At 31.0% G+C, this 26,645-nt stretch carries 23 protein-coding genes; 11 read left to right on the top strand and 12 right to left on the bottom strand.

The window, feature by feature from the left end; genetic code table 11:
* Positions 1–9: 9 nt before the first annotated feature.
* From hypA to pntA, 6 genes are all read right to left on the bottom strand, one after another.
* Positions 10–360, bottom strand: a complete 351-nt coding sequence (hypA, locus tag Anndu_RS01515; protein ID WP_464102677.1) for a hydrogenase maturation nickel metallochaperone HypA — start codon at positions 358–360, stop codon at positions 10–12.
* A gap of 45 nt (positions 361–405) precedes the next feature.
* Positions 406–1,605, bottom strand: coding sequence for a glycosyltransferase family 2 protein (locus Anndu_RS01510; protein ID WP_464102676.1), 1,200 nt, complete (start codon positions 1,603–1,605; stop codon positions 406–408).
* A gap of 204 nt (positions 1,606–1,809) precedes the next feature.
* A complete protein-coding gene (locus tag Anndu_RS01505) occupies positions 1,810–3,309 on the bottom strand; it encodes a bifunctional aminoglycoside phosphotransferase/ATP-binding protein (RefSeq protein WP_464102675.1) in 1,500 nt (499 codons plus the stop codon).
* A 241-nt stretch (positions 3,310–3,550) separates the two neighbouring features.
* A complete protein-coding gene (thrB, locus tag Anndu_RS01500) occupies positions 3,551–4,465 on the bottom strand; it encodes a homoserine kinase (RefSeq protein WP_464102674.1) in 915 nt (304 codons plus the stop codon).
* A 56-nt stretch (positions 4,466–4,521) separates the two neighbouring features.
* The gene (locus tag Anndu_RS01495) at positions 4,522–5,745 is read right to left on the bottom strand and encodes a methionine gamma-lyase family protein (RefSeq protein WP_464102673.1); all 1,224 of its coding nucleotides are present in this window, start codon (positions 5,743–5,745) and stop codon (positions 4,522–4,524) included.
* Positions 5,746–5,929: 184 nt separating this feature from the next.
* On the bottom strand, positions 5,930–7,531 hold the full coding sequence (pntA, locus tag Anndu_RS01490; protein WP_464102672.1) for a Re/Si-specific NAD(P)(+) transhydrogenase subunit alpha: 1,602 nt from the start codon (positions 7,529–7,531) through the stop codon (positions 5,930–5,932).
* Between the two features lie 203 nt (positions 7,532–7,734).
* Here pntA and Anndu_RS01485 point away from each other — a divergent pair, with 203 nt between their 5' ends.
* Positions 7,735–7,983 (top strand): type II toxin-antitoxin system Phd/YefM family antitoxin, encoded by a 249-nt coding sequence (locus Anndu_RS01485; RefSeq protein WP_464102671.1) that lies wholly within the window; start codon positions 7,735–7,737, stop codon positions 7,981–7,983.
* Positions 7,976–8,245: a type II toxin-antitoxin system RelE family toxin gene (locus Anndu_RS01480; protein ID WP_464102670.1), complete on the top strand. Its 270-nt coding sequence runs from the start codon at positions 7,976–7,978 to the stop codon at positions 8,243–8,245. The genes Anndu_RS01485 and Anndu_RS01480 overlap by 8 nt, the downstream gene beginning before the upstream one ends.
* On the opposite strand, the gene Anndu_RS01475 is transcribed toward Anndu_RS01480, so the two are convergent.
* Positions 8,246–9,112 carry a fructosamine kinase family protein gene (locus tag Anndu_RS01475; RefSeq protein ID WP_464102669.1) on the bottom strand — a complete coding sequence of 289 codons (867 nt, stop codon included), beginning with the start codon at positions 9,110–9,112 and terminating at the stop codon, positions 8,246–8,248.
* A gap of 90 nt (positions 9,113–9,202) precedes the next feature.
* On the opposite strand from Anndu_RS01475, the gene sbcC reads away from it, so the two are divergent.
* The 6 genes from sbcC (at position 9,203) to wecB (ending at position 16,261) form a co-directional block, all read left to right on the top strand.
* Entirely contained in the window at positions 9,203–12,232 is a 3,030-nt protein-coding gene (sbcC, locus tag Anndu_RS01470) for an exonuclease subunit SbcC (RefSeq protein WP_464102668.1), read from the top strand.
* A 209-nt stretch (positions 12,233–12,441) separates the two neighbouring features.
* A complete protein-coding gene (locus Anndu_RS01465) occupies positions 12,442–13,587 on the top strand; it encodes an ATP-dependent 6-phosphofructokinase (RefSeq protein WP_464102667.1) in 1,146 nt (381 codons plus the stop codon).
* Positions 13,588–13,653: 66 nt separating this feature from the next.
* A complete protein-coding gene (locus Anndu_RS01460; RefSeq protein WP_464102666.1) occupies positions 13,654–14,490 on the top strand; it encodes a DNA-formamidopyrimidine glycosylase in 837 nt (278 codons plus the stop codon).
* Between the two features lie 60 nt (positions 14,491–14,550).
* On the top strand, positions 14,551–14,775 hold the full coding sequence (locus tag Anndu_RS01455) for a hypothetical protein (protein ID WP_464102665.1): 225 nt from the start codon (positions 14,551–14,553) through the stop codon (positions 14,773–14,775).
* Positions 14,744–15,022 (top strand): type II toxin-antitoxin system RelE family toxin, encoded by a 279-nt coding sequence (locus tag Anndu_RS01450; RefSeq protein WP_464102664.1) that lies wholly within the window; start codon positions 14,744–14,746, stop codon positions 15,020–15,022. The genes Anndu_RS01455 and Anndu_RS01450 overlap by 32 nt, the downstream gene beginning before the upstream one ends.
* Positions 15,023–15,142: 120 nt before the next feature.
* Positions 15,143–16,261 carry a non-hydrolyzing UDP-N-acetylglucosamine 2-epimerase gene (wecB, locus tag Anndu_RS01445; RefSeq protein WP_464102663.1) on the top strand — a complete coding sequence of 373 codons (1,119 nt, stop codon included), beginning with the start codon at positions 15,143–15,145 and terminating at the stop codon, positions 16,259–16,261.
* 108 nt (positions 16,262–16,369) lie between these two features.
* Here the strand turns inward: wecB and Anndu_RS01440 are convergent, their stop codons facing one another.
* Positions 16,370–16,603, bottom strand: coding sequence for a hypothetical protein (locus Anndu_RS01440; RefSeq protein WP_464102662.1), 234 nt, complete (start codon positions 16,601–16,603; stop codon positions 16,370–16,372).
* 311 nt (positions 16,604–16,914) lie between these two features.
* On the opposite strand from Anndu_RS01440, the gene hisS reads away from it, so the two are divergent.
* Positions 16,915–18,198, top strand: a complete 1,284-nt coding sequence (gene hisS, locus Anndu_RS01435; RefSeq protein WP_464102661.1) for a histidine--tRNA ligase — start codon at positions 16,915–16,917, stop codon at positions 18,196–18,198.
* A gap of 39 nt (positions 18,199–18,237) precedes the next feature.
* Entirely contained in the window at positions 18,238–20,883 is a 2,646-nt protein-coding gene (locus Anndu_RS01430; RefSeq protein WP_464102660.1) for a hypothetical protein, read from the top strand.
* 16 nt (positions 20,884–20,899) lie between these two features.
* Here Anndu_RS01430 and Anndu_RS01425 read toward each other — a convergent pair whose 3' ends face one another.
* The 4 genes from Anndu_RS01425 to Anndu_RS01410 all read right to left on the bottom strand — a co-directional run bounded on the left by Anndu_RS01425 (position 20,900) and on the right by Anndu_RS01410 (position 25,056).
* Positions 20,900–23,710, bottom strand: coding sequence for an ArnT family glycosyltransferase (locus tag Anndu_RS01425; RefSeq protein ID WP_464102659.1), 2,811 nt, complete (start codon positions 23,708–23,710; stop codon positions 20,900–20,902).
* Positions 23,707–23,979 (bottom strand): DUF7734 family protein, encoded by a 273-nt coding sequence (locus Anndu_RS01420; RefSeq protein WP_464102658.1) that lies wholly within the window; start codon positions 23,977–23,979, stop codon positions 23,707–23,709. The genes Anndu_RS01425 and Anndu_RS01420 overlap by 4 nt, the downstream gene beginning before the upstream one ends.
* 92 nt (positions 23,980–24,071) lie before the next feature.
* Positions 24,072–24,665 (bottom strand): DUF3177 family protein, encoded by a 594-nt coding sequence (locus Anndu_RS01415; protein ID WP_464102657.1) that lies wholly within the window; start codon positions 24,663–24,665, stop codon positions 24,072–24,074.
* Positions 24,666–24,834: 169 nt separating this feature from the next.
* Positions 24,835–25,056, bottom strand: a complete 222-nt coding sequence (locus tag Anndu_RS01410; RefSeq protein WP_464102656.1) for a CP12 domain-containing protein — start codon at positions 25,054–25,056, stop codon at positions 24,835–24,837.
* Positions 25,057–25,327: 271 nt separating this feature from the next.
* Between Anndu_RS01410 and Anndu_RS01405 the strand changes: the two genes are divergently transcribed.
* Positions 25,328–26,584: an FIST signal transduction protein gene (locus tag Anndu_RS01405; RefSeq protein WP_464102655.1), complete on the top strand. Its 1,257-nt coding sequence runs from the start codon at positions 25,328–25,330 to the stop codon at positions 26,582–26,584.
* The last annotated feature ends 61 nt before the right edge of the window (positions 26,585–26,645 follow it).

Below are 26,645 nucleotides of genomic sequence, written 5' to 3'. Positions count from 1 at the left end.
GTGATCTTTTCAAGATGGAAGATTTATTTCTAATGAGGATAATTCAATTTCTTTTCCCTCTAAAATTTTACTGGTTAATTGATGACATTGGGGACATTCATAAATCCAATTATTAGGTTTAAATTCAATTTTACAAGTATTACAATAACATTTGACGGGGATAGTTTCAATTTCTAATGTAGCACCTTGAGCGATCGTGTTTTGAGTGACAACATCAAAAGCAAATTCTAAAGCTTCGGGTACAACTCCAGATAATTCACCTATTTTCATTTTAAAATGATTAATTTTAATTGCACCTTGATCTTTAGCATTTTTTAATGCTATTTCTAAGGTGTTTTCCATAATACTAACTTCGTGCATTTTAAATAATTGATAATGGATAATTGATTATTAACAAATAACGAACTAAATTAGTTTCATTTTTTGTAATTGTTCTTTTAATCTTAAAGCTTCAGGATTATTATTTTGTTGATGTAAATTAATCGCTTTTTGGAAGATTTCTAAACCCTCTTTAATTCTAGCACATTTAAACAAAACAACCCCTAAATTTTGATAATAATAACCATTTTGAGGATTTAATTTGATCGCTTTTTCATAGGCTTCGATCGCTTGTCTATATTGTTTTTGGGCTTTAAAAACAATCCCTAAATTATAATAACCAATGGGTAAATCTGGGGCAATATCAATCATATTTTCATAGGCTTGTTGGGCATAATTATAAGCACCCATCTTGATCAAAACATTACCTAAATTATTATAAGCCCCAATTTTTAAAGGTTCTAAAATTGGTTGTCTTAAGGCATTTTGATAATTTTTAATCGCCTTATCTAACTCTTGATTTTTTTGATAAGCATTAGCTAAATGATAATATAGTTCATATAAAGTAATCGGATCGGCTTTGTGGGTATCAATACCCGTTTTTAATAGTTTAAAAGCTTGTTTAAGATTACCTTCTTCTAAATATAAAGCCCCTAATTTATTACAAGTATAAGGGTCTTTGGGAAACTGTTTTAAATAACTTTCTAAAGCTTTTCTAGTACGATTAAATTTATCAAAATTTTTAATATTTTGCTCTTGATAACCATAATGAAAAATAGCAGGAATGGGAAAATTAACAATTTTCCAATGATTTTCTTGCTTTAAAATTTCCGTAACACTATCATCTATTAAACTATGATAAGGACGATTAAATTTTATGTTTGGATGGTTTCTAAATAACCTTGAAACTAAAGAATACGGTGATTGAGAAGCCCCTATTTCATAACGAATTAAATTAATAACAATAGTATCTTTACTATCAGTATGATCTAAGGTTTCTTGTAAAGATTTAATAATATTAGGGTTTAATTCTTCATCCCCATCTAATATTAAAATCCAGTCACCTGTAGCATATTTTAAACTTTCATTTCTGGCATCGGAAAAATTATCATTCCATTGAAAAGAAAAAATTTTAGCGTTAAATTCTTGAGCAATTTTAACAGTATTATCAGTTGATCCCGTATCTAATAAAATAATTTCATCTACGATATTTTTAACACTATTTAAACAGCGTTGTAGATTTTTTTCTTCATTTTTAACAATGATACACAAACTTAATTTAGACATGATTTTTTAATAATTTTTAATTAGTTTATAGTTAAATTGTTTTAAAAGGGTGGCAATGGGTTTAAAGCAATTTTTAGTTAAATTAGGAGGTTTTGATGTTAATAATATCATAATTTTTAACCTCATTTATTATTAATAAATAATTAATAATGATCACAGGCAAGATGCCTGTGCCACAAATAACCAATAACCAATAACCAATAACTAATAATTATTAATTATTTTAACAAAACTTTTTTCAAGTTCGGTAAAATCTTCAAAATTTTCCTGTTGTTGTTGTAATAAATTAACTGTTGCATCGGAAATATCTCCCTTTCTTTGTTCAAGTCGATCGCACAAAATTTCCATCGGAGCAGTACAATAATTAATTTCAAAATTAATATTATTATTTTGGGCAAATTCTAACACAGGTTGACGTAAATTAAGGCGATCATATTTAGCATCTAAAATTACATTAAAACCATGTTTAATTAACATTTTTGCTAACTCTAATAAACGCTCATAAGTTTTAATTGTCATTGCTTCAGAATAGATACTTTGATCACCTTTTTCCGCTAAAGAAATACCTGCTAAATGTTTTCTAACCGCATCCGATCGAAGGTGAATAGCGTTAATTTCTTGAGCCAAATTTCGCGCTGTGGTACTTTTTCCAGAGCCTGATAAACCGGACATTAAAATTAATTTACTTTCATGTCTTTGGGTATATTTCCAAGCTAATTGATAATAGTCAGAAGCAGATTTTTGAGCCTCATCTTTTTCTTTTTGAGGTACGGCTGGATCATCTAATAAAAATGAAGTAACTTTTGCTCTCACATAAGCTTGACGACTTAAATATAAGGGTAAAACTTGTAAACCTTCCCAGTCTCCAGTCGTCTCTACATAAGTATTTAAGAAGATATTTCCAAAGTCTTGTTTCCCCCTTGCATCTAAGTCCATTACCGCAAAAGCTATATCATACATTACATCTACAAAGCGGAAAGGTTCATTAAATTCAATGCGATCAAATAGTTGGATTTTATCATCTAATAAACAGATATTTTTTAAATGCAAATCGCCATGACATTCCCTAATTTTACCTTGATTTTGTCTTTCTTGAAAAAGCTCTTGATTATTATTTAAAAAATCATCGGTAAAAGCCTTAGTTTCTTCGTAATGTTGTTGAGTTTGTGCTAAACCAATATATTTAGCGGTTTGTTCATAATTTTGGGTAATTGATTCATTAATTTTTTCAATCGTACCAAAGGATTTAATATAATCATTAGTAATAGTTTTATTTTGATGAAATTCTGCGACTATTTTCCCTAATTTTACCATATCATCTGCTGTTAATTTCCCAGATTCAAACATATTTATAAATAGATTTTCTTGGGGAAATTGTCGCATTTTTAAGGTAAATTCTACCGTTTCTTGATCATCATTTAAACTGAAATTTTCTTCAGTTTGACTAATCGGTAAAATTTCTAAATAAAGACTAGGAGAAATATCTTTATTCATGCGTAATTCTTCTTCTAAAAAATGCTTTCTTTTATCTAAACTTGAATAATCTAAAAAACCAAAATTAACAGGTTTTTTCAATTTATAAGCATATTCTCCCGTTAAAAATACCGTAGAAACGTGAGTTTGTACAACTTCAATGGGTAATGTTACCGGATGGGGATAAAATTCCGGCGTTTGCATTTGTTTAATTAATTCTGTTTGAGACATGGTAATTTTTTGATTTAAGATTAAGAATTTTTTTGACTAAATTATTATAGTAAAATAAATCACATAAAAACTATTTTTGATCAAAAATTAAAAAAATTTAAAGTGTGATCGCTTTTCGCTATTCAAAATTGGGCAATTAATTGCGGTTTTTTAATTAAAAAATTGCCCATTTTCAAATTATTTGTTTTTAACAACCTTGATTAATTTAAGTTCAGTTAACAACAAATAATGAGGTTATTTTTTAACAAAAAATAGCTCCTTTTCGATCTAATTCTAATGCTTTAACTTGGGGATTAATCCCCATTTCTAACCATGTTTGAGCGATCGCTGTTATCACTTTTTGTGCATTTTGCTCATTGGTTAAAGCTAATAAAGTTGATCCCGCTCCACTGATCACCATGCCATAAGCCCCCGCTTTTATTGCTGATTTTTTAACATCTGAATAACCTTTAATTAAACTTTCACGGTAAGGTTGATGTAACTGATCTTCTAAGGCAACTTTTAACCAATTTTGATTGTTATTTTCTAAACCTTTAATTAATAAACCAAGGTGTGCAATATCAAAAATTGCGTCATGATAACTTAATTGTTTAGGTAAGACTGATCGAGCTTCTTGTGTTGATAATTCAAAATTAGGAATTGCCACAATGGGAATAATATCTTGATGCCAATTAATTTCACAAATTTCCCATTTTTCTTGATTAGAAACTGATAGTTGACATCCACCTAATAAGCAAGGTACAACATTATCAGGATGCCCTTCCATTTTTATTGCCATATTCATAATTTCGGTTTTAGTTAATGGGTTTCCTGCTAATTCATTTGCTCCCATTAAACCAGCAATAATCGCTGTAGCAGAGCTTCCCAAACCCCTCGCTAAAGGAATTCCTAACTCAATTTCCATCTGGATAGAGGGAACAGGTTGATTTATTTCTTGATAGAAATTGTGAAAAGATTGATAGAGTAAATTAGTTTCATCCGTACTTACTCTTTGAGCTTCTTCTCCTGTGACTATAATTTTTAGTTCGGGATTTTTTGAGGTTTCAAGGGGGGTAAATTTAAAATAATTATACAGGCTTAAGGCCGCCCCTAAACAATCAAATCCTGAGCCAATATTAGCGGTAGTTGCTGGTACTTTAATCGTAATTGTTGACATTTTTCCTAATCAAAAATAAATAATTATAATATCATAAAATAACTAATAACAAATAACTAAAGAAATTGATCTAAAATTGCTTCAAGGGCGATCGCAATGTGACTCCAATGAGTGCCACCTTGACAAAAAGCAATATAAGGTTTTCGTAAAGGCCCATCAGCAGAAAACTCTGATGTACTCCCATCAATAAAAGTTCCTCCGGCCATCACTAACTGACTCTCATAACCGTGCATTTCTGAGGGAATAGGAGTTACATAAGAGTCAACAGGTGAATGCTTTTGAATCCCATGACAAAAGGAAATTAAGTTTTCCGGTGAACCAAATTTCACTGCTTGAATAATATCACGGCGTTTTTCAAAAGGTAAAGGATTCACCGCATAACCGAGTTTGTCAAAAATATAAGCAATTAAATGACTACCTTTAACTGCTTCTCCCACCATTTGAGGAGCTAAAAATAATCCTTGAAATAAGAGGCGATTCTGAGCAAAAGTAGCTCCCCCACTGCTCCCAATGCCCGGAGCGGTTAAACGACAGGCTGAAGCCTCTACATATTCAGCTTTTCCGGCAATATAACCTCCGGCCGTCACGATTGTTCCTCCCGGATTTTTAATTAAAGATCCCGCCATCAAATCCGCCCCTACATTGGTAGGCTCTCTATCCTCTATAAACTCGCCATAGCAATTATCAACAAATACCACAACTTCCGGTTTTTGTTGTTTAACTATTTTAATAATCTTTTCAATTTCATCAATTGAGAGGCTTTTTCGCCATGAATAACCGCATGATCTTTGAATTGCAACTAATTTAGTTTCAGGTTTAACGCAATTTTGTAGAGCTTCCCAGTTTACTGTGCCTTCTGAGGTTAAATCTATTTGACGGTAGGAAATGCCAAAATCTTTTAATGAGCCTTGTGAGTCTCCCCTGATCCCGATCACTTCTTCAAGGGTATCGTAGGGAGCGCCCGTTACTGCTAACATTTCATCCCCCGGACGTAATACTCCGAATAAACAAGAGGCGATCGCATGGGTACCGGAAACGATTTGTACACGCACGGCGGCGGCTTGCGCCCCCATCACTTGAGCAAAAAGTTGATCGAGGGTATCACGGCCTAGATCATTATGACCGTAGCCACTGACGGAGCTAAAATGATGAGTGCCAACCCGATGATCCCGAAAGGCTTGTAAAACTTTTTTTAAGTTAATTTTGACCAGTTGATCTATTTCGGAAAAAGTAGGAATTAATGCTTGTTCTGCTGATTTAATTAGGTCTAATTTATTCATTAAATGGATATAACTTTAATTAATAATTTAAAATGGTAATTTTAATTTTTTTTATATCATATGTTTTAAGATTTTTTTAGTTAATAAATTAACATAAATTTGATTAAAAACCCAAAAATATTGTACGGACGTAGCAGTGCTATGTCCGTACGGAATAATCATACCTTAATCTGTTGGAAAAACCTTATTTTTGGAACATTTTTAACATTCTTTGGGTAACAAGAAAACCGCCGGAAATGTTAATTGTACCCACTAAAATGGCGATCGCGCCTAAAATGGTTGTAGGCGAATTAATTGATCCGGAAATTTGCACCATCCCGCCTATAATGATAATCCCACTGATGGCATTTGTGACACTCATCAAAGGGGTATGTAGTGCGGGAGTAACATTCCAGATTACTTGCCACCCCACAAAAATGGCTAAGACAAACACCGTAAAGTGAGACAGGAAGGAGGAAGGCGCACTCACGCCCACTAAAATTAAAGCAGAGGCAATTATCACTGGAAATAACCAACTATTGCTTTTTTTCTCATTTTCAGTGGCTTTTACTGAGGGTATTTCTTTCGTTTGAACTGCTTGGGGGGAAGGTTGACTGATTTTCGGCGGTGGATAAGTAACATTTCCATCATGAATAATTAAAGCCCCCCTCACAACTTCATCATCATAATTAACTTGATAATTCTCATAACCTCCCATATCTTTTAATAAATGCCAGAGGTTAGTGCCATAAAGTTGACTAGCTTGGGATGCCATCCGACTAGGCAGATCCGTTAAACCAATGATCGTTACACCATTATCAGTCTTGTAAACTTCACCCGGCCTTGTAAGTTCACAATTACCGCCATTTTCGGCCGCTAGATCCACAATGACTGAGCCATCTTTCATTGACTTAACCATGTATTCCAAAATAAGTTTGGGAGCAGGGCGGCCAGGAATTAAAGCGGTGGTGATGATAATATCAACTTCCTTGGCTTGTTGGGCAAATAAAGCCATTTCAGCCTCAATAAACTCCTTACTCATCACTTTAGCATAACCGCCTTGCCCTGTGCCGTCTTCCTCAAAGTCTAACTCTAAAAACTCAGCACCTAAACTTTGTACCTGTTCTTTCACAACGGGACGGGTATCAAATGCCCTCACAATAGCTCCTAAACTCCGAGCCGCACCGATCGCCGCTAAACCGGCCACCCCTGCCCCAATGATTAAAACCTTGGCCGGTGGCACTTTTCCGGCGGCCGTGATCTGACCAGTGAAGAAACGGCCAAAATTATTGGCCGCTTCCACCACCGCGCGATAACCCGCAATATTAGCCATAGAGCTTAAAGCGTCCATTTTCTGAGCGCGACTAATGCGAGGGATGGCATCCATCGCTAACACAGTCACTTTTTTTTGGGCTAATTTATCAATTAATTCAGAATTTTGCGCCGGATAAAGAAAACTAATTAAGGTTTGTCCTTCTTTTAATAAATCCGTTTCATGTTTGCCTAGTGCGGGATGATCTTGGGGCTGTCTTACTTTTAAAATCAGATCGGCCTCTTGATAAAGTTTTTCCGTCCCCTCAATAATCTCACAATTTGCGTTACGGTAAGCCTCATCGCTAAAATTAGCATTAATACCAGCCCCCGACTCGATCAGCACCTCAAAGCCCAATTTTTGCAGTTTTTGGGCGGTGTCAGGGGTGGCCGCTACCCGACATTCATTCGGGTAAATTTCTTTAGGAATGCCAATTTTTTTCGGTTTGGCTCGATCGCTCGTGGGAGTCTGTTCTTTTTCGATCGCAATAGTCATAATTTCTCCATGTAAGTAGTTAATTTAAGCTTAAAGCTAGTTTTGACTAGATCATTTAATATTGCATTGTAATAACAATCTCAACGGATTGTGATCAATATTTGTTAACATTTGCGTGATCTAAGGATTGAGATTTTGCTTTAATTGACTAAATTAGCTATTTTAGCTAAAATTTGTCTTAAAAAAGATTTTAAGGAGAAAAAATGAAGATATTAAGTGCATCAGAGGCTAAAAATCGTTTTGGGAAACTGTTAGACTTGGCTAGACGTGAGCCTGTACAGATCGAGAAACAAGGGCGCACAGTAACAGTGATGTTATCCATTGAAGAATATGAGCGTTTATCTGCTTTAGAATCTGAGATTTTAGGATTAAAAGCACAAGAAGCAAAAGAAGAAGGTTTTATTGGTATCAAAGAAAGTGAAGATTTATTAGAGGAATTACTGAATGCTTAGATTAAATATATCTCGAAAAGCTAGTAAATTCCTCACTAAATTACCTTTAAAACAAGCGAAACAAATTGCTTTAAAAATTCAACAACTTCGTCAAGATCCTTTTCCTCAAGACTCAATTAATCTAAAAGGATTTCCTTTTAGACGTACAGATATGGGAGAATATAGAATTATTTATGATATTCAAGCCGATGTGTTAGAAATATTAATTATTGGAAAAAGAAATGATGATGATGTTTATAAGCAATTAAAACGTAAATTTTAATTAATATAATTTTAATTGTTGGATCATGCGAGAAGCTTGTGAGCCATAACCGCCACCAAATAAATTAAAATGGTTAAGAATATGATAAAGATTATATAAAGTTTTTCTTTGTTGATAACCGCTATCTAAAGGCCAAATTTCATTATAACCACGATAAAAAGCCGCCGGAAAACCTCCAAAAAGTTCTGTCATGGCCAGATCCACCTCTCGATCGCCGTAATAGGTAGCCGGATCTAAGATCACAGGCTCACCCGTCACAGTTACGGCCGCATTACCTGACCATAAGTCCCCATGTACTAACGAAGGTTGGAGATTATGAGGTTTTAAGAGGTTTCTTACTCCCTCAATAATTTCATCAACGGGCGGAAAACTGCCCCCTTTACGTTTTGCTAATTTTAATTGATAACCGATGCGATGTTGTGCAAAAAAATCAGCCCAATTACTTGTCCAAGTATTAATTTGTGGAGTAGATCCAATCGTATTATTAACATCCCAACCAAATTGATCCCCGATAGCTTTTTGGTGCATTTTCGCCAATTTTTGACCCATTTCCACCCATGCCTGACCATTAGCCGAAGCAAATTCTAACCATTCTAACACTAAAAAACTACTTTGATCCCCAATGCCATAACAGATCGGTTTAGGTACACGAATAGTTTGAGTATTAAATATTTGTTGTAAACCTAAAATTTCTGCTTTAAACATTTCCACTTGATCTGCGCGATTAATTTTAATAAAATAAGTTTTACCATGACCAGAAATAGCATAACCTTGATTAATACAACCACCACTAACAGAAAGACGATTTTCTATTTCAAAATATTGGCCAGTAGTTTGACTAATCTTTTGGGCAATTTGATTCCACATAATTTTAAAAATAATTGATCTTTAATCTTTTTATTATATTAAGATGATTTTATCATTAAAAATAACCCTTGAAACTTTTATGCGAAAATTATGATTCCCTTAAAATTAACTTTAAAAAATTTCTTAAGTTATCGTCAAGCAACTTTAGATTTTCGGGGCTTACATACTGCCTGTATTTGTGGTGCTAATGGTGCGGGAAAATCCTCATTATTAGAGGCGATCACATGGGTGATCTGGGGTAAAACTCGCGCCGTTAGTGATGATGATTTAGTTTATCATGGGGAAAAAATGGTAAGAGTTGATTTTGAATTTATTAGTAATGATCAATATTATCGCATTATTCGTAATCGTTCAAAGGGAAAAAATAGTAGTTTAGATTTTCACATTAAAAATGAAGATGATCAATTTATTGTGTTAACAAGTAAGGCAATTAAAGACACACAAAAAGATATTATTTCTACTTTAAAATTAGATTATGATACTTTTGTTAATTCGGCCTATTTAAGACAGGGACGAGCCGATGAATTTATGTTAAGAAAACCTAATGAAAGAAAACAAATTTTAGCTGATTTATTAAAGTTAGATCATTATGAAGAATTAGCTGATCAAGCTAAAGATTTTGCTAGACAGTTTAAAGGTCAAGCTGATCAATTAGCTTCTACTTTAGAACCGATTGAAAAACAATTAGAAACTTTTTTAAATGTGGAAGACGAAAAAGAAATTTTAAGCAAAAAAATTGAATTTTTACAAGAATTACAAAGTCAAGATCAGGAAAAATTAATCAATTTACAAACTAGCCAAAATCAAAGGGAAACTTGGTCAAATCAAGTTAAATTACAACAAAATCAATTGGAAAAATTATTGGAATATAGTCAAGAATTAACTAAAGAAATTGAAGATATTAAACAACAATTATTACAATTAGAGCAATTATTAAATCAAGGGGAACAAATTAAAGCAGATTATGAAAAATTAATAGATTTAAGAGAGAAAGAAGAACAATTATCACACCAATTTCAAGAACAACAAAAGTTACAACAAACAAAAATTAAATTAGAACAGGAATTATTACAACAGGAAAATCAAATTAAATTACAATTAAGCAAAATTCAAACTAATTTAGAACATTTAGAAAAACAAAAACAGGAATTAAGCAATTCGTTAAATAGACAAGATGAAATTAATCATAATTTATTAAAATTAAATAATTATCGTCAACAATTAGAGGAATTAGATCAAATTCAACATCAAATTTCACCTTTATTACAACAACGTCAAATTTTAATTAATGAAATTAAAAATGCTGAAACAAAATTAAACTTAAAATTGGAAAAATTAAGATATGACTCAGAAAAATTGTTAATAGAAATTAAAAAAGTTCCTGAAACTCGCAAACTTTTTTTAAGTATTGAAGAACAATTAGAACAATTAAAAAATAAACGTAATTATCAGCAAAGAGTTTTAGAAAAAGGGCAAGATAAAGGTAGTTCTAAAGAACAATTGAAAGAACAACATAAAAATTTAGAAAAACAATTAAATGAGTTACATCAGAAGTTAATTTTATTACAACAACCTGATGTGGTTTGCCCTTTATGTGAACAGGAATTAGATGAACATTATCGCCATAAAGTTATTAATAAAACGGAAGAACAACATCAAGAAAGTCAACATCAATTTTGGGTAATTAGTGAACAATTAACTTTATGTGAAAAAGAATTAAAAAATTTGAGGGATGAATATAGTAAAATTAATCAAGAGTTAGCTTGTTATGATAGTTTACAACAAAAATATGTTAATTTGGAAAATCAATTAATGAGAACAGAAGAAATTTATGATGAATTGGCTAAAATTGAGGAAGAAATGCAAGAGTTAGAGCGAAATTTAACTTTAGAAAATTATGCTAATGATTTAAAATTTGAGTTACAACAATTAGAAGTAAAAATTAAAGAATTAAATTATAATGAGCAAACTCATGCGTTAGTTAGATCTCAAGAAAAATCTTTACGTTGGGCTGAATTTGAACAGCGAAAAATTGAAGAATCTTTAAGGCGTTTAGATAAAATTAATCAAGATCAACCTTATTTATTAGAACAATTTACTCATCTTAAAAATCAATTAGAACAATTATATGAAAATTCAGAAATTAAACAACAAATTCAAGAAATTAACTTAAAAATTGAGGGTTTAGGTTATAATTTTAATGAACATGAAAAATTGCGTCAATATTTGCGTCAAAGTCATAATTTACAATTAAATTATGAAAAATTAAAACAAAGTAAAGATCACTATCCTTTATTACAAAATAATTTAAAACAAAGGGAAGAAAAATTAAATAAATGTTTAGGAGAACAAACTACAATTAAAACTAATTTAGAGAATTTAAGACAACAGATGAACCAATATAATGATTATGGTTTAGAAATTGAACAATTAAACTTAAAAATTAAACAAAATAATCAAGAATTAAATAATTTATTTAGTCAAAAAGGCCAATTAGAACAAACATTAATTCATTTAGAAAAATTAAGGGAACAATATCAAGAAAATCAAACTAAATTAACAGAAGTTAATCAAAAATATCGTATTTATCAAGAATTAAGTTTAGCCTTTGGCAAAAATGGCATTCAAGCGGTAATGATTGAGAATATTTTGCCTCAATTTGAAGCGGAAACTAATCAGATTTTATCACGTTTAACGGCTAACCAACTTCATGTTCAATTTTTAACTCAAAAGGCAACAAAAAGCAGTCAAAGTAAAAATAAAGAAACTAAATTGATTGATACTTTAGAAATAATTATTGCCGATGCTAATGGGACGAGATCTTATGAAACTTATTCAGGAGGTGAGGCTTTTAGGATTAATTTTGCCATTCGTTTAGCCTTAGCAAAATTATTAGCTCAAAGGGCAGGAACTGCTTTACAATTATTAATTATTGATGAAGGTTTTGGCACACAAGATGATGATGGATGTCAAAAATTAATTGCGGCCATTAATTCAATTTCTAGTGATTTTGCCTGTATTTTATCTGTAACCCATTTAGCCCAATTTAAAGAAGCTTTTGAAACCAGAATTTATATTAATAAAACTGAAGAAGGCTCTCAAATTTTAGTATTACAATAAAAATTGATTTATTGGTTATTTGCAAAATTAAATTACCGATTTTTTCAAAAAGGCAAGGATTCAAGATTGATTTTAAAGTAATGTAATAAAATGTAATAATTATTAATACTAAAAAATCAAACAATCAAGTATAATTAAATTAAAAATTATTGACAGTTAAAATTAAACAAAAAATTAAACATTAAACATCAATCAAGGAAGGTTTAATTATGTCTAAAAAAATTGGTATTTTAACCAGTGGTGGAGACTGTCCGGGCTTAAATGCAGTGATTCGTGGCGTTTTACAATCCGCTACGGAAAAAAGTTGGGAAGTTTATGGTATTCCTTATGGTACAGACGGATTTATTCACTTAGCAAATGGTAAATATAAAGCAGAACAATTTAAGTTAGAAAAACACGGTTATGATCTCTCACAATTTTTAAAAGTTGATGTTTTACAGTTCATGAGTGGCAGTATTTTAGGTTCAATTAGTAAGGGTGAACCTAATCAAAAAGAAATAAGGGAAGCTATCTTAAAAGGTTATAACATATTGGGTTTAGATGCGTTAATTGCCATAGGTGGAGATGGCAGTTTACATATTATTTATGATTTGGCCAAAGAAGGAAATTGGAACTTAATTTGTATCCCTAAAACTATTGATAATGATGTACCTTTTACCCAACAATCAGTAGGTTTTGATACGGCTTGTAATATTGTTACTGAATGTCTTTATGATTTAACTTTTACGGCGGCTAGTCATGATCGAGTAATGATCGCTCAAGTAATGGGTAGAGATGCGGGTCATTTAGCTTTAAATTCGGGAATAGCAGGAGGTGCAGATATTATTTTAATCCCCGAAATTACCCCCCATTTAACTGAAGAAATAGTAGATAAATGTTGTAAAAAAATTTCACAATTACACCATGAAGGTCGTCAATTTGCATTAGTTGTAATTGCGGAAGGTGTGAAAAATCATGCTGAACAAAAAGAAAAATATATAGGTGATTATTTAGCAAATTGGCTTAAAGAACATAGTAAAAAATTATGTAATAATGGCAGTCAACATTTTTGCGATTTACAGAATATTGATGTGCGAGTTTCTGTGTTAGGACATTTACAAAGAAGCGGCAAACCTTCATTTTTTGATCGCATTTTAGCGGCCACTTTTGCAGTTAGAGCAGTGGAATTAATTGAAAAAGAAAGTTATTCTCAGTTAGTAATTTGGAAAGATGGCAGTGTAGATAATATCCCCTTAGAAAATGTCATGAATTTAATCAAAAAATGCCATCAATTTAAACAATGTGCTTCGGCTGTTACAGAAGATAATATTATGGTGAAAAGTGCTAAACAATTAGGTATTTATGTAGGAGATTAATTTTAATTGATAGTTAATAGTTAAACAAATAACAAATAAGAAATAACAAATAAAAACTAACAAATTATGCCAGAATTACCGGAAGTTGAAACTGTTTGTCGTGGGTTAAATAATTTAACTTTAAATCAAAAAATTCAAAATAGTGAAGTTTTATGGCCTAAAAGTTTAGCCTATCCCGCTTCAATTTTTGAATTTAATCAACAAATTAAAGGAGATCAAATTTTAAATTGGTCAAGACGAGGTAAATATTTATTAGCACAGTTAAAATCTGGGGCAAAGTTAGGTGTACATTTACGCATGACAGGTCAATTATTATGGGTTAAAACTGATAGTAATTTACAAAAACATACACGCTTAAGATTATTTTTCCCCAATGATCAAGAATTAAGATTTGTTGATATTCGTACTTTTGGGAAAGTGTGGTATATTCCCCCTAATCTTGAAGTAAAAACGATTATTACAGGCTTACAAAAATTAGCAGTTGAACCTTTATCAAATGATTTTACCTTAGAATATTTAAAAACAAAATTAATTAAAAGAAAAACGGCGATTAAAACAGTTTTATTAAATCAAGAAGTTATTGCTGGATTAGGTAATATTTATGCAGATGAAGTCTTATTTAAAAGTGGAATTTATCCCGAAACTTTAGCAGATAAATTAACAGATGAACAACTGATCAAATTACATCAAGCTATTAAGGAAATATTAACAGAAGCTATCAAAAAAGGTGGCACAACTTTTAGTGATTTTCTCAATCTTTTAGGGGTAAATGGTAATTATGGCAATGTGGCTTATGTTTATCGCCGTACTGGAGAAGAATGTCGGATTTGTGGCATAAAAATTGATAAAATTAAATTAGGAGGTAGGTCTACCCATTTTTGTCCTAATTGTCAACAAAAATAATATTTTAAGTTAAATTTAAGCTATAATAAATCTAGTTATTTTATTTAAACTTATCAAACTATGGAAACAGCAATATTAAAATCATTAATTAAAGAAAGTATTAGAGAAGTTTTAAAAGAGGAGCGTTTAACTTTAATTCAAGCTTTAATACCTTATGTAAGTGATGAGGAACAAACAGAAATAAACGCTCAATTTGGTTCACCTTCTGACGATGAAGATGAAGAATTTATTGATATGACAGAGTGGGTAAAATATGGCGGTAAAATTTCGGAAACAAGCAATTAAATTTTTACAAAAAGCAAATCCTGAAGAAGTTGATAAATTGCAAAATCAGATTAGACAATTATTAATTTCAGTTGAGGAACAAGGGATTATTCCTATTAATTTGCTTGATATTAAAAAACTTAAAGGTCAATGGGAAGGTTTTTATCGTCTTAGAATAGGTAAAATTAGAGTTATTTTTACAGTAAATATTAATAATTCCGATCTTGAAATTTATACAATTGGTGCGAGAGGAGATATTTACAAATGATAAAAAAAATCAAATTAAGGGTATACTTAATCAATTATTTATTACAATAAAATTACCACAAAAATATTAATTAATATTACTCTATCTTGATATATAATCTAAGTTTAACTTATTAATTCAATGAAAAAATCTATTTGTATTATTTTAGGAACGCGCCCAGAGGCGATTAAATTAGCACCAGTTATTCAAAAATTTCAAGGGGATTCTACTTTTAAAACTCATGTGATTTTAACAGGTCAACATCAAGAAATGGTTGCTCAAGTTATGAATTTATTTGAGTTAACAGAAGATGTTAATTTAAACATTATGAAACCTCAACAAACTTTAACTAATATTACTTGTGAAAGTTTGACGGGTTTAGAAACTATTTTCCAAGAAATTAAACCTGATTTAGTATTAGTTCAAGGTGATACAACTACCGCTTTTGCTAGTGCTTTGGCCGCTTTTTATCAACAAATTTCTGTCGGTCATGTTGAGGCTGGTTTGCGCACTGATAATCTATTTAATCCCTACCCTGAAGAAGCTAATCGCCGTTTGATTTCTCAACTGGCACAATTGCATTTTGCTCCCACATCTTTAGCTGTTGAAAATCTCAAAAAATCGGCTGTTACAGGGGATGTTTATTTAACAGGAAATACGGTGATTGATGCTTTATTAACTGTTGCTAAAAAACAACCTAAATGTGAGATTGAAGGTTTAGATTGGCAAAAATATCAAGTATTATTAACAACAATTCATCGCCGAGAAAATTGGGGTGAACCTTTGCAAGATATTTTAACAGGTTTAGAGTTAATTTTAAATCAATTTCCTAACACTGCTTTATTATTACCTTTACATAGAAATCCAACGGTTAGAGAACCAATTAAGGCTAAATTTCAAGGACATTCCAGAGTATTTTTAACTGAACCTTTAGACTATGAAATGTTAGTTGGTGCGATTCAAAATTGCTATTTATTATTAACAGATTCGGGAGGCTTACAAGAGGAAGCACCTAGTTTAGGAAAGCCTGTTTTAGTATTAAGAGAAACAACGGAACGGCCGGAAGCAGTTGACGGTGGGACGGCGATTTTAATTGGTACTAATCCCCAAAATATTTTAACAGTAACTCAAGAGTTATTAACTAATAATAATAGTTATGAAAAAATGGCTAATGCAATTAATCCTTTTGGGGATGGTTTGGCCTCAGAAAAGATTTTAAATATTGTCAAAAATTATCTAAAAATTAATTGCAAAAATTAGTTTTTTCTGGTTCAAGCAAAGCATAAATAGTTAAGTAGTTAAAAGCCCCTGTACTTATTAAGTTAAGGGGCTTTTACTTTGGTAAATTATTTTATCAAAAGTTAATTTTTAGATGGAAGTAAAAATTAATGAACCAATAATTCCACTGACAATAATGGCCATTAAAAGATTATTAAAAAACCAACCTTTTTCTGAATTATATCCTAATTCGTTTTCTTCTTGGCCTACTGTTAAAAATAAAGACCACGCTTGATTAACATCAATTGTAGACGTTTGAAAGTCATTTCTAAAAATGATTGGAGTATATAAATCTTGACCTTTATAATTGAATTTTGTAATCATTATTACACCTCTTTATTTAATAGTTGATTTGGGATTATTTTTAGTGAAAATTTAAAATTGCAGAAAGGATTTAAGCTAATGATTAGAATTAACTTAAGTCTTTGTAAAGAATTATAACATATTGTAAAGTTTTATTACAGTGACTTGACAAAAAAAAGTTTAGTGATCTCAGTCACAAGCTTAACGCTATCACGATCACAAGTTTTAGGTAGTTAAGAAAATTTGCTCATCTGTGACAACCAAAAATTGTCAATATGGCTTAAAATCGTTTGTGTTTGTGAATGTATAGAAAAGTTAAGCAATTGAGTTAAATGGGTATGATTCAAGCCATTCGAGGCACTAAGGATATTTTGCCGGAGGAAATTCCCTATTGGCAACAAGTTGAGGCGATCGCCGCCGAAATTTTAACTAGAGCGATGTATCAGGAGATCAGATGTCCTATTTTTGAGCAAACTAGCCTGTTTGAAAGGGGTATCGGTGAAGCTACTGATGTGGTAAGTAAGGAAATGTACACTTTCAGCGATCGCAAGGAGCGCTCCATTACCCTGCGCCCAGAAGGCACGGCTGGAGTCGTCAGGGCTTATCTTGAGCATTCTCTTTACGCTCAAGGGGGGGTTCAACGGCTATGGTACAAAGGTGCTATGTTTCGTTATGAACGCCCACAGGAAGGCAGACAGAGACAATTTCATCAAATTGGCGTTGAATTGATTGGTACAAATGATCCAAGGGGAGATGTGGAGGTGATCGCCTTGGCGGTTGATATTTTGAAGGCTTTAGGCTTAAAATCATTGCATCTTGATCTTAATTCCGTAGGTAATAAAGAGGATAGATTAAATTATAGAGAGGCATTAGTTAATTATTTTACCCCTTATAAACAAGATTTAGACCCAGATTCTCAGGATAGATTAACCCGTAATCCTTTAAGAATTTTGGACAGTAAGGACGAAAAAACAAAAGAAATAGCTAAAAATGCTCCTAATATTGTTGAATATTTAAGCGATAATTCCCGTCAACATTTTGACAAAGTGCAACAAATGTTAAGGGATTTGGGGATTGAATACCGTTTAAATCCTTGTTTAGTAAGGGGTTTAGACTATTATACCCATACGGCTTTTGAGATTATTTCCGATGATTTAGGCTCACAATCCACAGTTTGCGGTGGTGGACGTTATGACGGATTGGTGAGGGAATTAGGAGGAGCAGAAACTCCGGCTTTTGGTTGTGCGTTTGGCATGGAAAGATTAATCCTCTTATTACAACAAAGGGATAAAGCTCAGAAAATCAAGCCAGATTTTTACTTTGTTTCTAAAGGAGAAAAAGCCGAAGCTCAAGCTTTAATTTTGACTCAAAAATTACGAAATTTAGGATTTACGGTAGAATTAGATTTAAGTGGTAGTGCCTTTGGCAAACAATTTAAACGTGCCGATCGATCTCAAGCTTATGCTTGTTTAATTTTAGGGGAAGAAGAAGCTAACGAAAATAACATTAATTTAAAATGGATGTTATCAAAAAAACAGGAAAATTTTTCCCAATTTAAACTATTAGAAATAAGCGATCAACTAAGGCAACAACTCAATCAATTAAAACAGAATTAAGTTTAGTTAAAGTTTATTTAATCAATGTAATTAAAGAATATGGAATACTGGGAATTTCTACTACAAAAAAAAGATGATCCGGCTTGGAATTTTATCAAAAACTCTGACATGGAAATTGAGGAGGGTAAATATCGCATTGTAGCCCATTCTCATCTAATTAATACAAAAGTAGAAATTCGAGTAATCCATCAATTCGAGAAAGATAATCAATTACAAAGAAGATCTTTTAAGCGTTTTCGTAGCATAAATGAAGAGGGATTAATTGTGATTATTCCTTTTACTGATTTAGCTCCGGGGCTATGGAAATTCAACTGTTGTGGAGATTTAATGAATGATTTATTAGGCAATAGTTGGCAAAAAACAATCCAATTAAATGTAATTTCTAAATCTTCACAATCATCTATTTTTCCAGTTTTATCTAATAAAAAATCAACTGAAAATGAAGGGGAATTAGTAAGAGATAATTTAGAATTAGATGCAACAATTAAAGACAATAAAGTATTAATTGATCGGGAAATAATAGAAACTTTAATTGATGATATTTTAGACGAAGTTTCTCAAGAAATAGAGGCTACAAAAGAAAATATTAACGAAACTATTAATATTGATAATGCTGAAACTAATCTAACTAAACATGAAGTATTAGCAGAAACTTTAATTGATGAAATTGTAGAAGTTAAGGCTGAAACCCAATCTATTAATAGTGTTAATAATGAAATAATTGATCAACAATTAAAAAATAAACCACAACAAAGTGGTGCGAGTTTAATGCTAAAACAATCTATTGAGGATTTACAAAGATTATTAGAAGAAGATCCGCCAATGGAAAATACTTTAACAGATGGTTTTAGTGAGCAATTATCAACAAATAATTTAAAATGTAATATTATCTTAGAGCAAAATACATTTGTAGTTAATGAAGAAAAAGAAATTGTAATTAAAGGTAAAATTGAGCCAATTGAAGATAATTTAATTAACTTAAACAATTCATTAATTCAATGTATTTTAAATTGTGAATTAAAAGAGCCAGAGACGGGCAAAGTTAAACAACATTTTGAGCAAAATTTAACAGATAACAAGTTTCCATTATTTTTTAATTATCAAATCAATTTACCTCAAAATTGGAATAGTTATTTAATTGTTGGCCAGATTATTGCTGATATTAGAATTGAAAATCAAACTGCTTTAAAAAATGTGGTGCAAGAAATATTTACGATTACTTTAGGTGTTAACAGGCTTTTAGATTTAGTCAAAAAACAAGAAGAAATAGAGGAAGATCAAGAAAGTTCATTAATTGATGATTTTACTGAAAAATCTGAATTAACTGAAAATATTAAATTAAATTTATCAGACATGACGTTAAACAATGTTGATAATTTAGATTTTGTAAGTCAAGAAAATGAAGAATTAGATTTTGGGGAAACACATTATATTGATTTATTTGATGCAACGAAAATTAACCAAAAAGCGTCTTTTTCTCCCCTCAAAAAATCAAATCCTTTTCATACGATTAATAAAAATAGCAATGAAGATAATTTACAAAAAAATAAATCTCCTGAATTACCCTCTTTTATGACAAAAACGGTTAATTCTTATCAAAAATTCAATATTTCTAAGAATAGTCAACCAGAGGTTATTTTATCGGAAAATGAGACAATTAAAGATGAAATTAATTTAGATTTCTCTTATCAAACTTCTCTTAATTTATCTGAAGAAGAATTAATAATCTCGGAAAATCAAGCTGAGGAAAAATCAAGTAAAAATACAGAATTTTCTATTGAAAAAGCTGAAGAAAGATTTTTCAAAAAATTAAATTCTTTTGCTAATGATCAACAAATATTTTTTAATAGTGAAGATGACTTAAAACAAGGTATTAAATTAACAGATGAAACGAGAAAAATTGAAACTATTAATCGGATTAATTTACTCGAAAAATTAGAATTAGATCAACAAGATTGGGAAAGGGCGATCGCCGAATTAATGATTGAAATAAAAGGGGAAAAATCTGAGAAAATTGAAACGGATCAGGTAGTATTTCCAGAATTAATTAATCGAGACAATTTACTATTAGAAGAAACGGCAATAATTGAGGATGATAATTTAATTTTAACCGAGGATATTAACAATAATCTTCAACAACAATTAAAGGCTGAAAGTGCTATTAATCAAAGCTTAGAGATTGTTATTGATGATGAAATAGAAGAAAAAATTACTCCATTTTCTCCACCTGTTAAAAAAGACAGTTCGGGGCTTCCCTATCCTCAAGAAATCCTCAATCAAAATCAAACAGAATCAGTCATAATTCCCGATGAAGTACCATCGCCAATTGTGGTGATCAATCAAGAAGAATTAATTGCTGGAGAGGGGATGATTATTGATGTGAAAATACCGCCCTATCAAGGGTCAATTTATGTTAAATTATGGATACAAGATCGACAAACTAGAACTTTATTAAGTGGGCCGATCGCCTTAGTTGATTTTACCCCCAATCGCAAAGGAGAATTAGAAATTATGACACAAATAAAAATTCCTTTTGGAGCAATGGAAATAACAATTTCTGCTGTAACAATTAATGCAGATAGTCAACGGGAAAGTCATAAAATTATGCTTAATCGAATAGTTTTGCCATCTAAAATTAATGAGACTGAACTTGATTTTGATTTTAATGATTTAGATAGTGAATAAAAATAATTATTAATTATTAAAGAGATTCTCCATCTATTAACAAAAAATTAAACTTATTTAATTCATTCCATCCTTTAATAAAATGGCCTTGCATTAAATCTATTAATGCTTGAATTGGCTTAATTTCTAATAGATTGGGATTAATTTTAATGGCAGATTTTAAAGCCCGATTAGCTTGATTAACTTGCCAATTATAAAGATAAATTGAAGCTAAATAAAGATAAGGGTAAGGATTATTTTCCTCTAGTTTAATAATAGTTTTAACTGAATTAATTGCACTTTTAATATCTTTTTGTAAAATTTGATTTAAAGCTAAAATATACCATAATTCACTTGATTTTTTTTGATTAAATTCTTGAGAATTTAACCGATAATTTAAAGATTTTTCCATCGCTTTAAGATTACTCATCATGGGATCAAATTGATGAATTCTCATAATGGTTTGTAATAAATAATCTAAGTTTTTTGTGCCATGAGATAAAGCCATGCCTTGATTAATTAATTTGGTAAAAAAATCAGTTTCGATCGAGTCATTTAGATCGGCAGTTAAATTAATTTCTAAATTTATTTTATCGAAATTTAAAGGATAACTTTTACCTGTTTTTTGATTCAAATAAGTAGCTAAAAGTTGATAATTATTTAAGTCTATTCCCGCCGATGGTAACATCGCTGTATATTCAACTATTTGATAAGTTTTTTCCATTTGCTCCGATGAAAAATGATTAAGATTTAATTTTCCTAACGCAATTTTATGATCATGTAAAAAACTATTTTCACTGCTTAAAATTAAATTATTATTATTGATTTTTTCCGTATTAATCCATGTTAATAATACTATTCCATCGGCCAAATCTTTTAATTTTCCTCTCCATTCATAGGTAACGGGAATGGGTAAACCGGGGGGGGCTTTGAGAGGAATTAACATCTGTTTTAATTCAACTTGATCAGATGGTTGATCAATTTCTTTAACTTCAATTAAAGGTTGTAAACGATGATATAATTTTAATTTATTTTGATCCTTTAATAACCATTCTGTTTTAACTTCAAATTGTGCATTATTTTTGAGTTGATTAAATAATAATTGAGTTTGATAATTGGATTGATTTGAGGATTGATCTTGAACTAAAAACCAGTCAAGAGCTTGTTTTTCTAAGTTAATATTATTACCCCAAGATTGAATATTATGAGCAATAACTCCTAGTTTATTTTGACGACCAAAAAATGAAAAATGATCTACATTTATTTTTTTATTTTCATTAAGAAAACCTATATTATTTTTTAACTGGCCATGGGTATTAATCACTGTATTTATTATTTCTTCTGCCGGCCAAGATTTAACAAAAATGGGATAATATTGAAAATGGGGGCTTAATATTTTACTGATCATAGAGATAGGTAAGGGAAAGATATTACCTAACATGATTAAACTGGTGATAATGATAATAAATTTTTCTAAATTTGGCTTAAATTGTAACTGATATTTTTTAATTATAGCCACAATAATTAAGGCTAATAATGGCAGGAGAGGTAAAAAATTAATAATACTTTGTTGATCTGGTAAAGATAATAATAAATAACTGCCTACAAAGATTATAATTAACCATTGATTTTTGTCATTTTTAATAAAATTATTTAGACCAATTTTAGCAAATTTAAAGTTAATTAATTGATGGTTTTTGATGCCATAAAATATTAAATAAATTATGGGTAATAAAAAGATAACCCATGATAAAATAAAAGGTAAATTAGTTAAATAATAATACCAAGTAGTTAATAAAGTAAAATCGAAAGTTGAATTGGGGAGAACTTGATTAATTTCATTTTTTTGATTAAAAAATAATAAAATAAGCCAATTTGCTTTATACCAAGGGATAGTCAGGAATAAAAAAATTAAAATTGATATGATTAATTGACATAAATTTTGGGCTTGAATTTTGGGATAAAAAACTAATTTCAGAAAAATAAATACAATTGGAATTAATAAAAAAGTTAAGCTATTTTGATTAATTAATAAAGCACAACTTAAACTTAAGCATGATAAAATTGCATATTTAAAGTTTGATTCTTGAATACTGTTAATAATAAATTGATTTATTTGAATTACAATTAATTTAATTTGTTTTTTAGTTTGATCTTGATGAGTTTTACTTAATAAATAAAAAATATATTTTTTTAGTTTTATTTTCTTAATTTTTTCAGGTTTAAAAGTTGTAATAAATTTATAAAAATATGGCTTATTTTTTGTGATACAATCTTTAGTTAAAGTAAAAATATTTATCTTTTTATTATTTGGTAAAATCTTTATTTTTTTCTGGGAATTAAAATAAAATATAGTTAAGAAAAATAGGGTACAAGTAATTAATGCGGTGCTAGGATAGGCAATATGATAATTTAAACGATAATAATATAATAAAGGTATAACTTGACATAAAAAGGCGCTGAAAAGGGCAATTTTTCGGTTAAATAATAAACGACCTAAACCATAAATTGATAATAGTAAGATGGCACTATAAAAAGTTAAAATTAAGCTAATACTGTTTATAGATGTGCCAAATAATAGACACAATGGTAAAGTAGAAATATAGAGTAAAGGGGGAGTTTGTGATGATAAAATTAACCATTGATTCCACCATTTTAGATTGAAAATTTCTGGATGTGTAAATAATTGCCAATAGTCCATTAAACTATTAAGATAATAGGCTTGATCTTGATTGGGAATTTCTTGATTTAGATTAAACCAAATTCGATCAATTATTAATCCTAATAGCAAAATTGTTGTTAAGATAGTTAAATCTTTTTTGGGAATAATTTTAGAGCGATTGATCATAATCTTTCTTTAATTTGTTCATAACTTAAATCTTGTTCAAGGTATTGAATGTTATTGGGATTAAAGGGACTTTTAATAATATCAATTTTGATAATTTTACTATGATCTGGTAATACTGGTTGATCGGGATCAAAGGCGGTGGAACTGGTGAGGGAACTCGAAAAACCTTTAAAAATAATAATTTCTTCTATTTGTTGATTAATTTGTGCGCTAACTAATAGCACGATTTGAGGATTTTTTAAAGTGTATTGTTCTAATATTTTTTCCATGATTTTTTATTGTTAGATTATTTTTATAAAATACCCTAACCCTCAAGGGTTAAGGTATAGACAGAAAGTCAAATTTTTTCGTTTTTCAATGTTTATTGTTCCATTGCGGATCTGCCTTGTTTTGGTAGACGTAAAAGTAGAAAAGAACCGAAATATAAAATATAAAAGAATAGGCCAATAAAGCCTAAAAATCCTAAAAATCCGGGCTTAGAATTGGCGTGAAAAATTTGTTGATATAGCCAAGGATGTTCAAACCAAACTTTACAAAATGGAGTGGCTAGATCTGTATTAGAAAAAGCACATTTTAAGAAGGGAAATGTGGAGATCGCGCCGATAAAAGAATATAGAGAAATAGCCCAACGCCATGAAGTTAAAACCAGTTTAAAAGGGCGATCGGGTAAGTCTTTGAGATCATCATTTAAGTCTACCCAAAACCAAAGGGCGATGGGAATTAAAAAACGAGCGATGATACTGGTAATAAAAGCAATACCCCATGAAGGAATCATGAAATAAAGAGTTATCATTAATAAACTAGCTACACGCCAATAAATAATTAAAAGACGTTGTGCCGCTTGTGATTTTTCAATTAAAGCCCAGATTGTTAAAATAACAGGTAAAATTATCATAAATAATAAAGCTAAACGATAATCTAACCAAACTAAAGGACGAAACCAAAGATCAGTCATATTAATTTAATTAATTTAAAAAATAAAATAAAATACAAAAATATTAATTATTCAAAAATTGACAATGATTTTTTGATTGTCAATTGATAAAAAATAGCAGTAGAAATTCTTATAGAAGAACCTCAACTGCTTTATCTTGAAGATTTTAGGCTATAAAGCAAATTAAGAATTAGTCATCATACACACGACATTCAGCCGCCTCAGGATTAGCTTCACAATATTGTTGTAAAGAATTTTTCTTAGGATGACTTTCTTTTTGATGAGAAGCCTCAGCTTGTAACTCCTCTACCGCATCCCATGCGGCGGCACATTCGGCCGCAGAACCACCCTGAGCGCAAACGGCTCTGGCCTGTTCTCTTTCCTGTTCGATTTGTTCGTGAATATTACTCATAAATTTTGATTATCCTTGATGGTATTGAGAATGACATTTAGAAAAACACTTTTGATCCTAAACTATTTAAGCTTAAAATCTAATCAAATGTTTACCTAAAAGTTTAACAATTTTTTTTAATTGTTTCTATCACAGTGATCAGTTACCAGTGATTAGTTTTCAATGACCAATGACTAATCACTGTTTTATATTGTATCAAAATAATTGATCAGGTTAAGATTAATATTGTGTAACAATACAAATCATTGTTTTGTTCTAAGGGGAAAACATCATGACTAATAGGATCCAATGGCTGAATGCTTTGTCTACTCGCCCCTCCCTTGAGGCGGCCGTCACTGAAGTGGTCACGAAAATTAAACAATCTTTATCCGGTACTCCCGATCTGGGGCTTGTTTTTATTTCCTCGGCTTATGGGAGTGAATATCCACGTCTTCTTCCCCTAATCTTAGAACAGTTACCCCTCAAAGTAATTATCGGTTGTGATGGTGCGGGGATCATTGGCATGGAATCATGCGATCGCCCCCAAGAAGTTGAACAAAATCCGGCTTTAAGTCTCACGGTGGCTTATTTACCTGACATTGAAATTAATCCTTTTTACATTAGAGTTCAAGATATTCCCGATCTGGATAGTCCCCCCGATCGCTGGATTAATTTAATCGGTGTTCTTCCCGAAAAAGAACCGGAATTTATCCTTTTATCGGATCCCTTTGCTTCTCGGATCAACGATTTGTTAGCAGGTCTTGACTTTGCCTATAGTACCTCCACCAAAGTGGGCGGTTTAGCCAGTTCAACCATGATGGGAGCATTACACGGTTTATTTTATTATACCCCTCAAACGGGTTATCAATTGCACCGAGAAGGGACGATCGGCGTAGCTTTATCTGGAAATATCCGCTTTGAAACCATTGTGGCACAAGGTTGTCGCCCCATTGGTGATCCCTATCAAGTCACCCAACGGGAACGCAATATTATTTTAGAATTGGGAGAATTAGAATCATCGGGAGGGGATTTTCGCCCTCGATCGCCCCTTCAAGTCTTAAGGGAAGTTGTCCAAAGTTTAAGCGATAGTGATCGTCTCTTAGCTCAAAATTCCCTCTTTATCGGTATTGTCAGAAATGAATTTAAACTCAAACTCAAAGCGGGGGATTTTTTAATTCGCAATGTGTTAGGGGTTGATCCCCGATCGGGAGCGATCGCCATCGGCGATCGCATTCGCCCCGGCCAAAGGATCCAATTTCATTTAAGAGATGCCCAAACATCCGCCCAAGATTTAGATCTATTATTAAAAGAATATACCTCACAAGATGACCAACAAGACCGCTCGATCGGGGCGTTAATGTTCACCTGTTTAGGGCGAGGCCAAGGCTTATACCATCAACCTAATTTTGACTCCCAATTATTTGAACGGTATTTTCCCAACCTTAATCTGAGTGGCTTTTTCTGTAACGGAGAAATCGGCCCTATTAACCACGAAACATTTTTACACGGTTATACTAGCGTTTTTTGTATTATTAAAACCAACCATTAAAAACTTAATTTAGTAATGATTAATTATCCTGATCAACCTATTTTAAAAATTAAATAAAAAA

It is taken from the genome of Annamia dubia NIES-4383 (assembly GCF_055394725.1).
Note: the sequence above shows the minus strand (reverse complement) of the source record. Positions and strands in the feature narration are given on the sequence as shown.

Coding starts and splice junctions, on each gene's coding strand:
- Anndu_RS01510 (WP_464102676.1), bottom strand. CDS start 1,605: ATGTCTAAATTAAGTTTGTGTATCATTGTTAAAAATGAAGAAAAAAAT.
- Anndu_RS01405 (WP_464102655.1), top strand. CDS start 25,328: ATGACTAATAGGATCCAATGGCTGAATGCTTTGTCTACTCGCCCCTCC.
- hypA (WP_464102677.1), bottom strand. CDS start 360: ATGCACGAAGTTAGTATTATGGAAAACACCTTAGAAATAGCATTAAAA.
- Anndu_RS01495 (WP_464102673.1), bottom strand. CDS start 5,745: ATGAATAAATTAGACCTAATTAAATCAGCAGAACAAGCATTAATTCCT.
- Anndu_RS01450 (WP_464102664.1), top strand. CDS start 14,744: ATGGCGGTAAAATTTCGGAAACAAGCAATTAAATTTTTACAAAAAGCA.
- Anndu_RS01440 (WP_464102662.1), bottom strand. CDS start 16,603: ATGATTACAAAATTCAATTATAAAGGTCAAGATTTATATACTCCAATC.
- Anndu_RS01480 (WP_464102670.1), top strand. CDS start 7,976: ATGCTTAGATTAAATATATCTCGAAAAGCTAGTAAATTCCTCACTAAA.
- Anndu_RS01505 (WP_464102675.1), bottom strand. CDS start 3,309: ATGTCTCAAACAGAATTAATTAAACAAATGCAAACGCCGGAATTTTAT.
- wecB (WP_464102663.1), top strand. CDS start 15,143: ATGAAAAAATCTATTTGTATTATTTTAGGAACGCGCCCAGAGGCGATT.
- Anndu_RS01420 (WP_464102658.1), bottom strand. CDS start 23,979: ATGGAAAAAATATTAGAACAATACACTTTAAAAAATCCTCAAATCGTG.
- thrB (WP_464102674.1), bottom strand. CDS start 4,465: ATGTCAACAATTACGATTAAAGTACCAGCAACTACCGCTAATATTGGC.
- Anndu_RS01465 (WP_464102667.1), top strand. CDS start 12,442: ATGTCTAAAAAAATTGGTATTTTAACCAGTGGTGGAGACTGTCCGGGC.
- Anndu_RS01455 (WP_464102665.1), top strand. CDS start 14,551: ATGGAAACAGCAATATTAAAATCATTAATTAAAGAAAGTATTAGAGAA.
- Anndu_RS01475 (WP_464102669.1), bottom strand. CDS start 9,112: ATGTGGAATCAAATTGCCCAAAAGATTAGTCAAACTACTGGCCAATAT.
- hisS (WP_464102661.1), top strand. CDS start 16,915: ATGGGTATGATTCAAGCCATTCGAGGCACTAAGGATATTTTGCCGGAG.
- Anndu_RS01415 (WP_464102657.1), bottom strand. CDS start 24,665: ATGACTGATCTTTGGTTTCGTCCTTTAGTTTGGTTAGATTATCGTTTA.
- sbcC (WP_464102668.1), top strand. CDS start 9,203: ATGATTCCCTTAAAATTAACTTTAAAAAATTTCTTAAGTTATCGTCAA.
- Anndu_RS01410 (WP_464102656.1), bottom strand. CDS start 25,056: ATGAGTAATATTCACGAACAAATCGAACAGGAAAGAGAACAGGCCAGA.
- Anndu_RS01425 (WP_464102659.1), bottom strand. CDS start 23,710: ATGATCAATCGCTCTAAAATTATTCCCAAAAAAGATTTAACTATCTTA.
- Anndu_RS01460 (WP_464102666.1), top strand. CDS start 13,654: ATGCCAGAATTACCGGAAGTTGAAACTGTTTGTCGTGGGTTAAATAAT.
- Anndu_RS01485 (WP_464102671.1), top strand. CDS start 7,735: ATGAAGATATTAAGTGCATCAGAGGCTAAAAATCGTTTTGGGAAACTG.
- Anndu_RS01430 (WP_464102660.1), top strand. CDS start 18,238: ATGGAATACTGGGAATTTCTACTACAAAAAAAAGATGATCCGGCTTGG.
- pntA (WP_464102672.1), bottom strand. CDS start 7,531: ATGACTATTGCGATCGAAAAAGAACAGACTCCCACGAGCGATCGAGCC.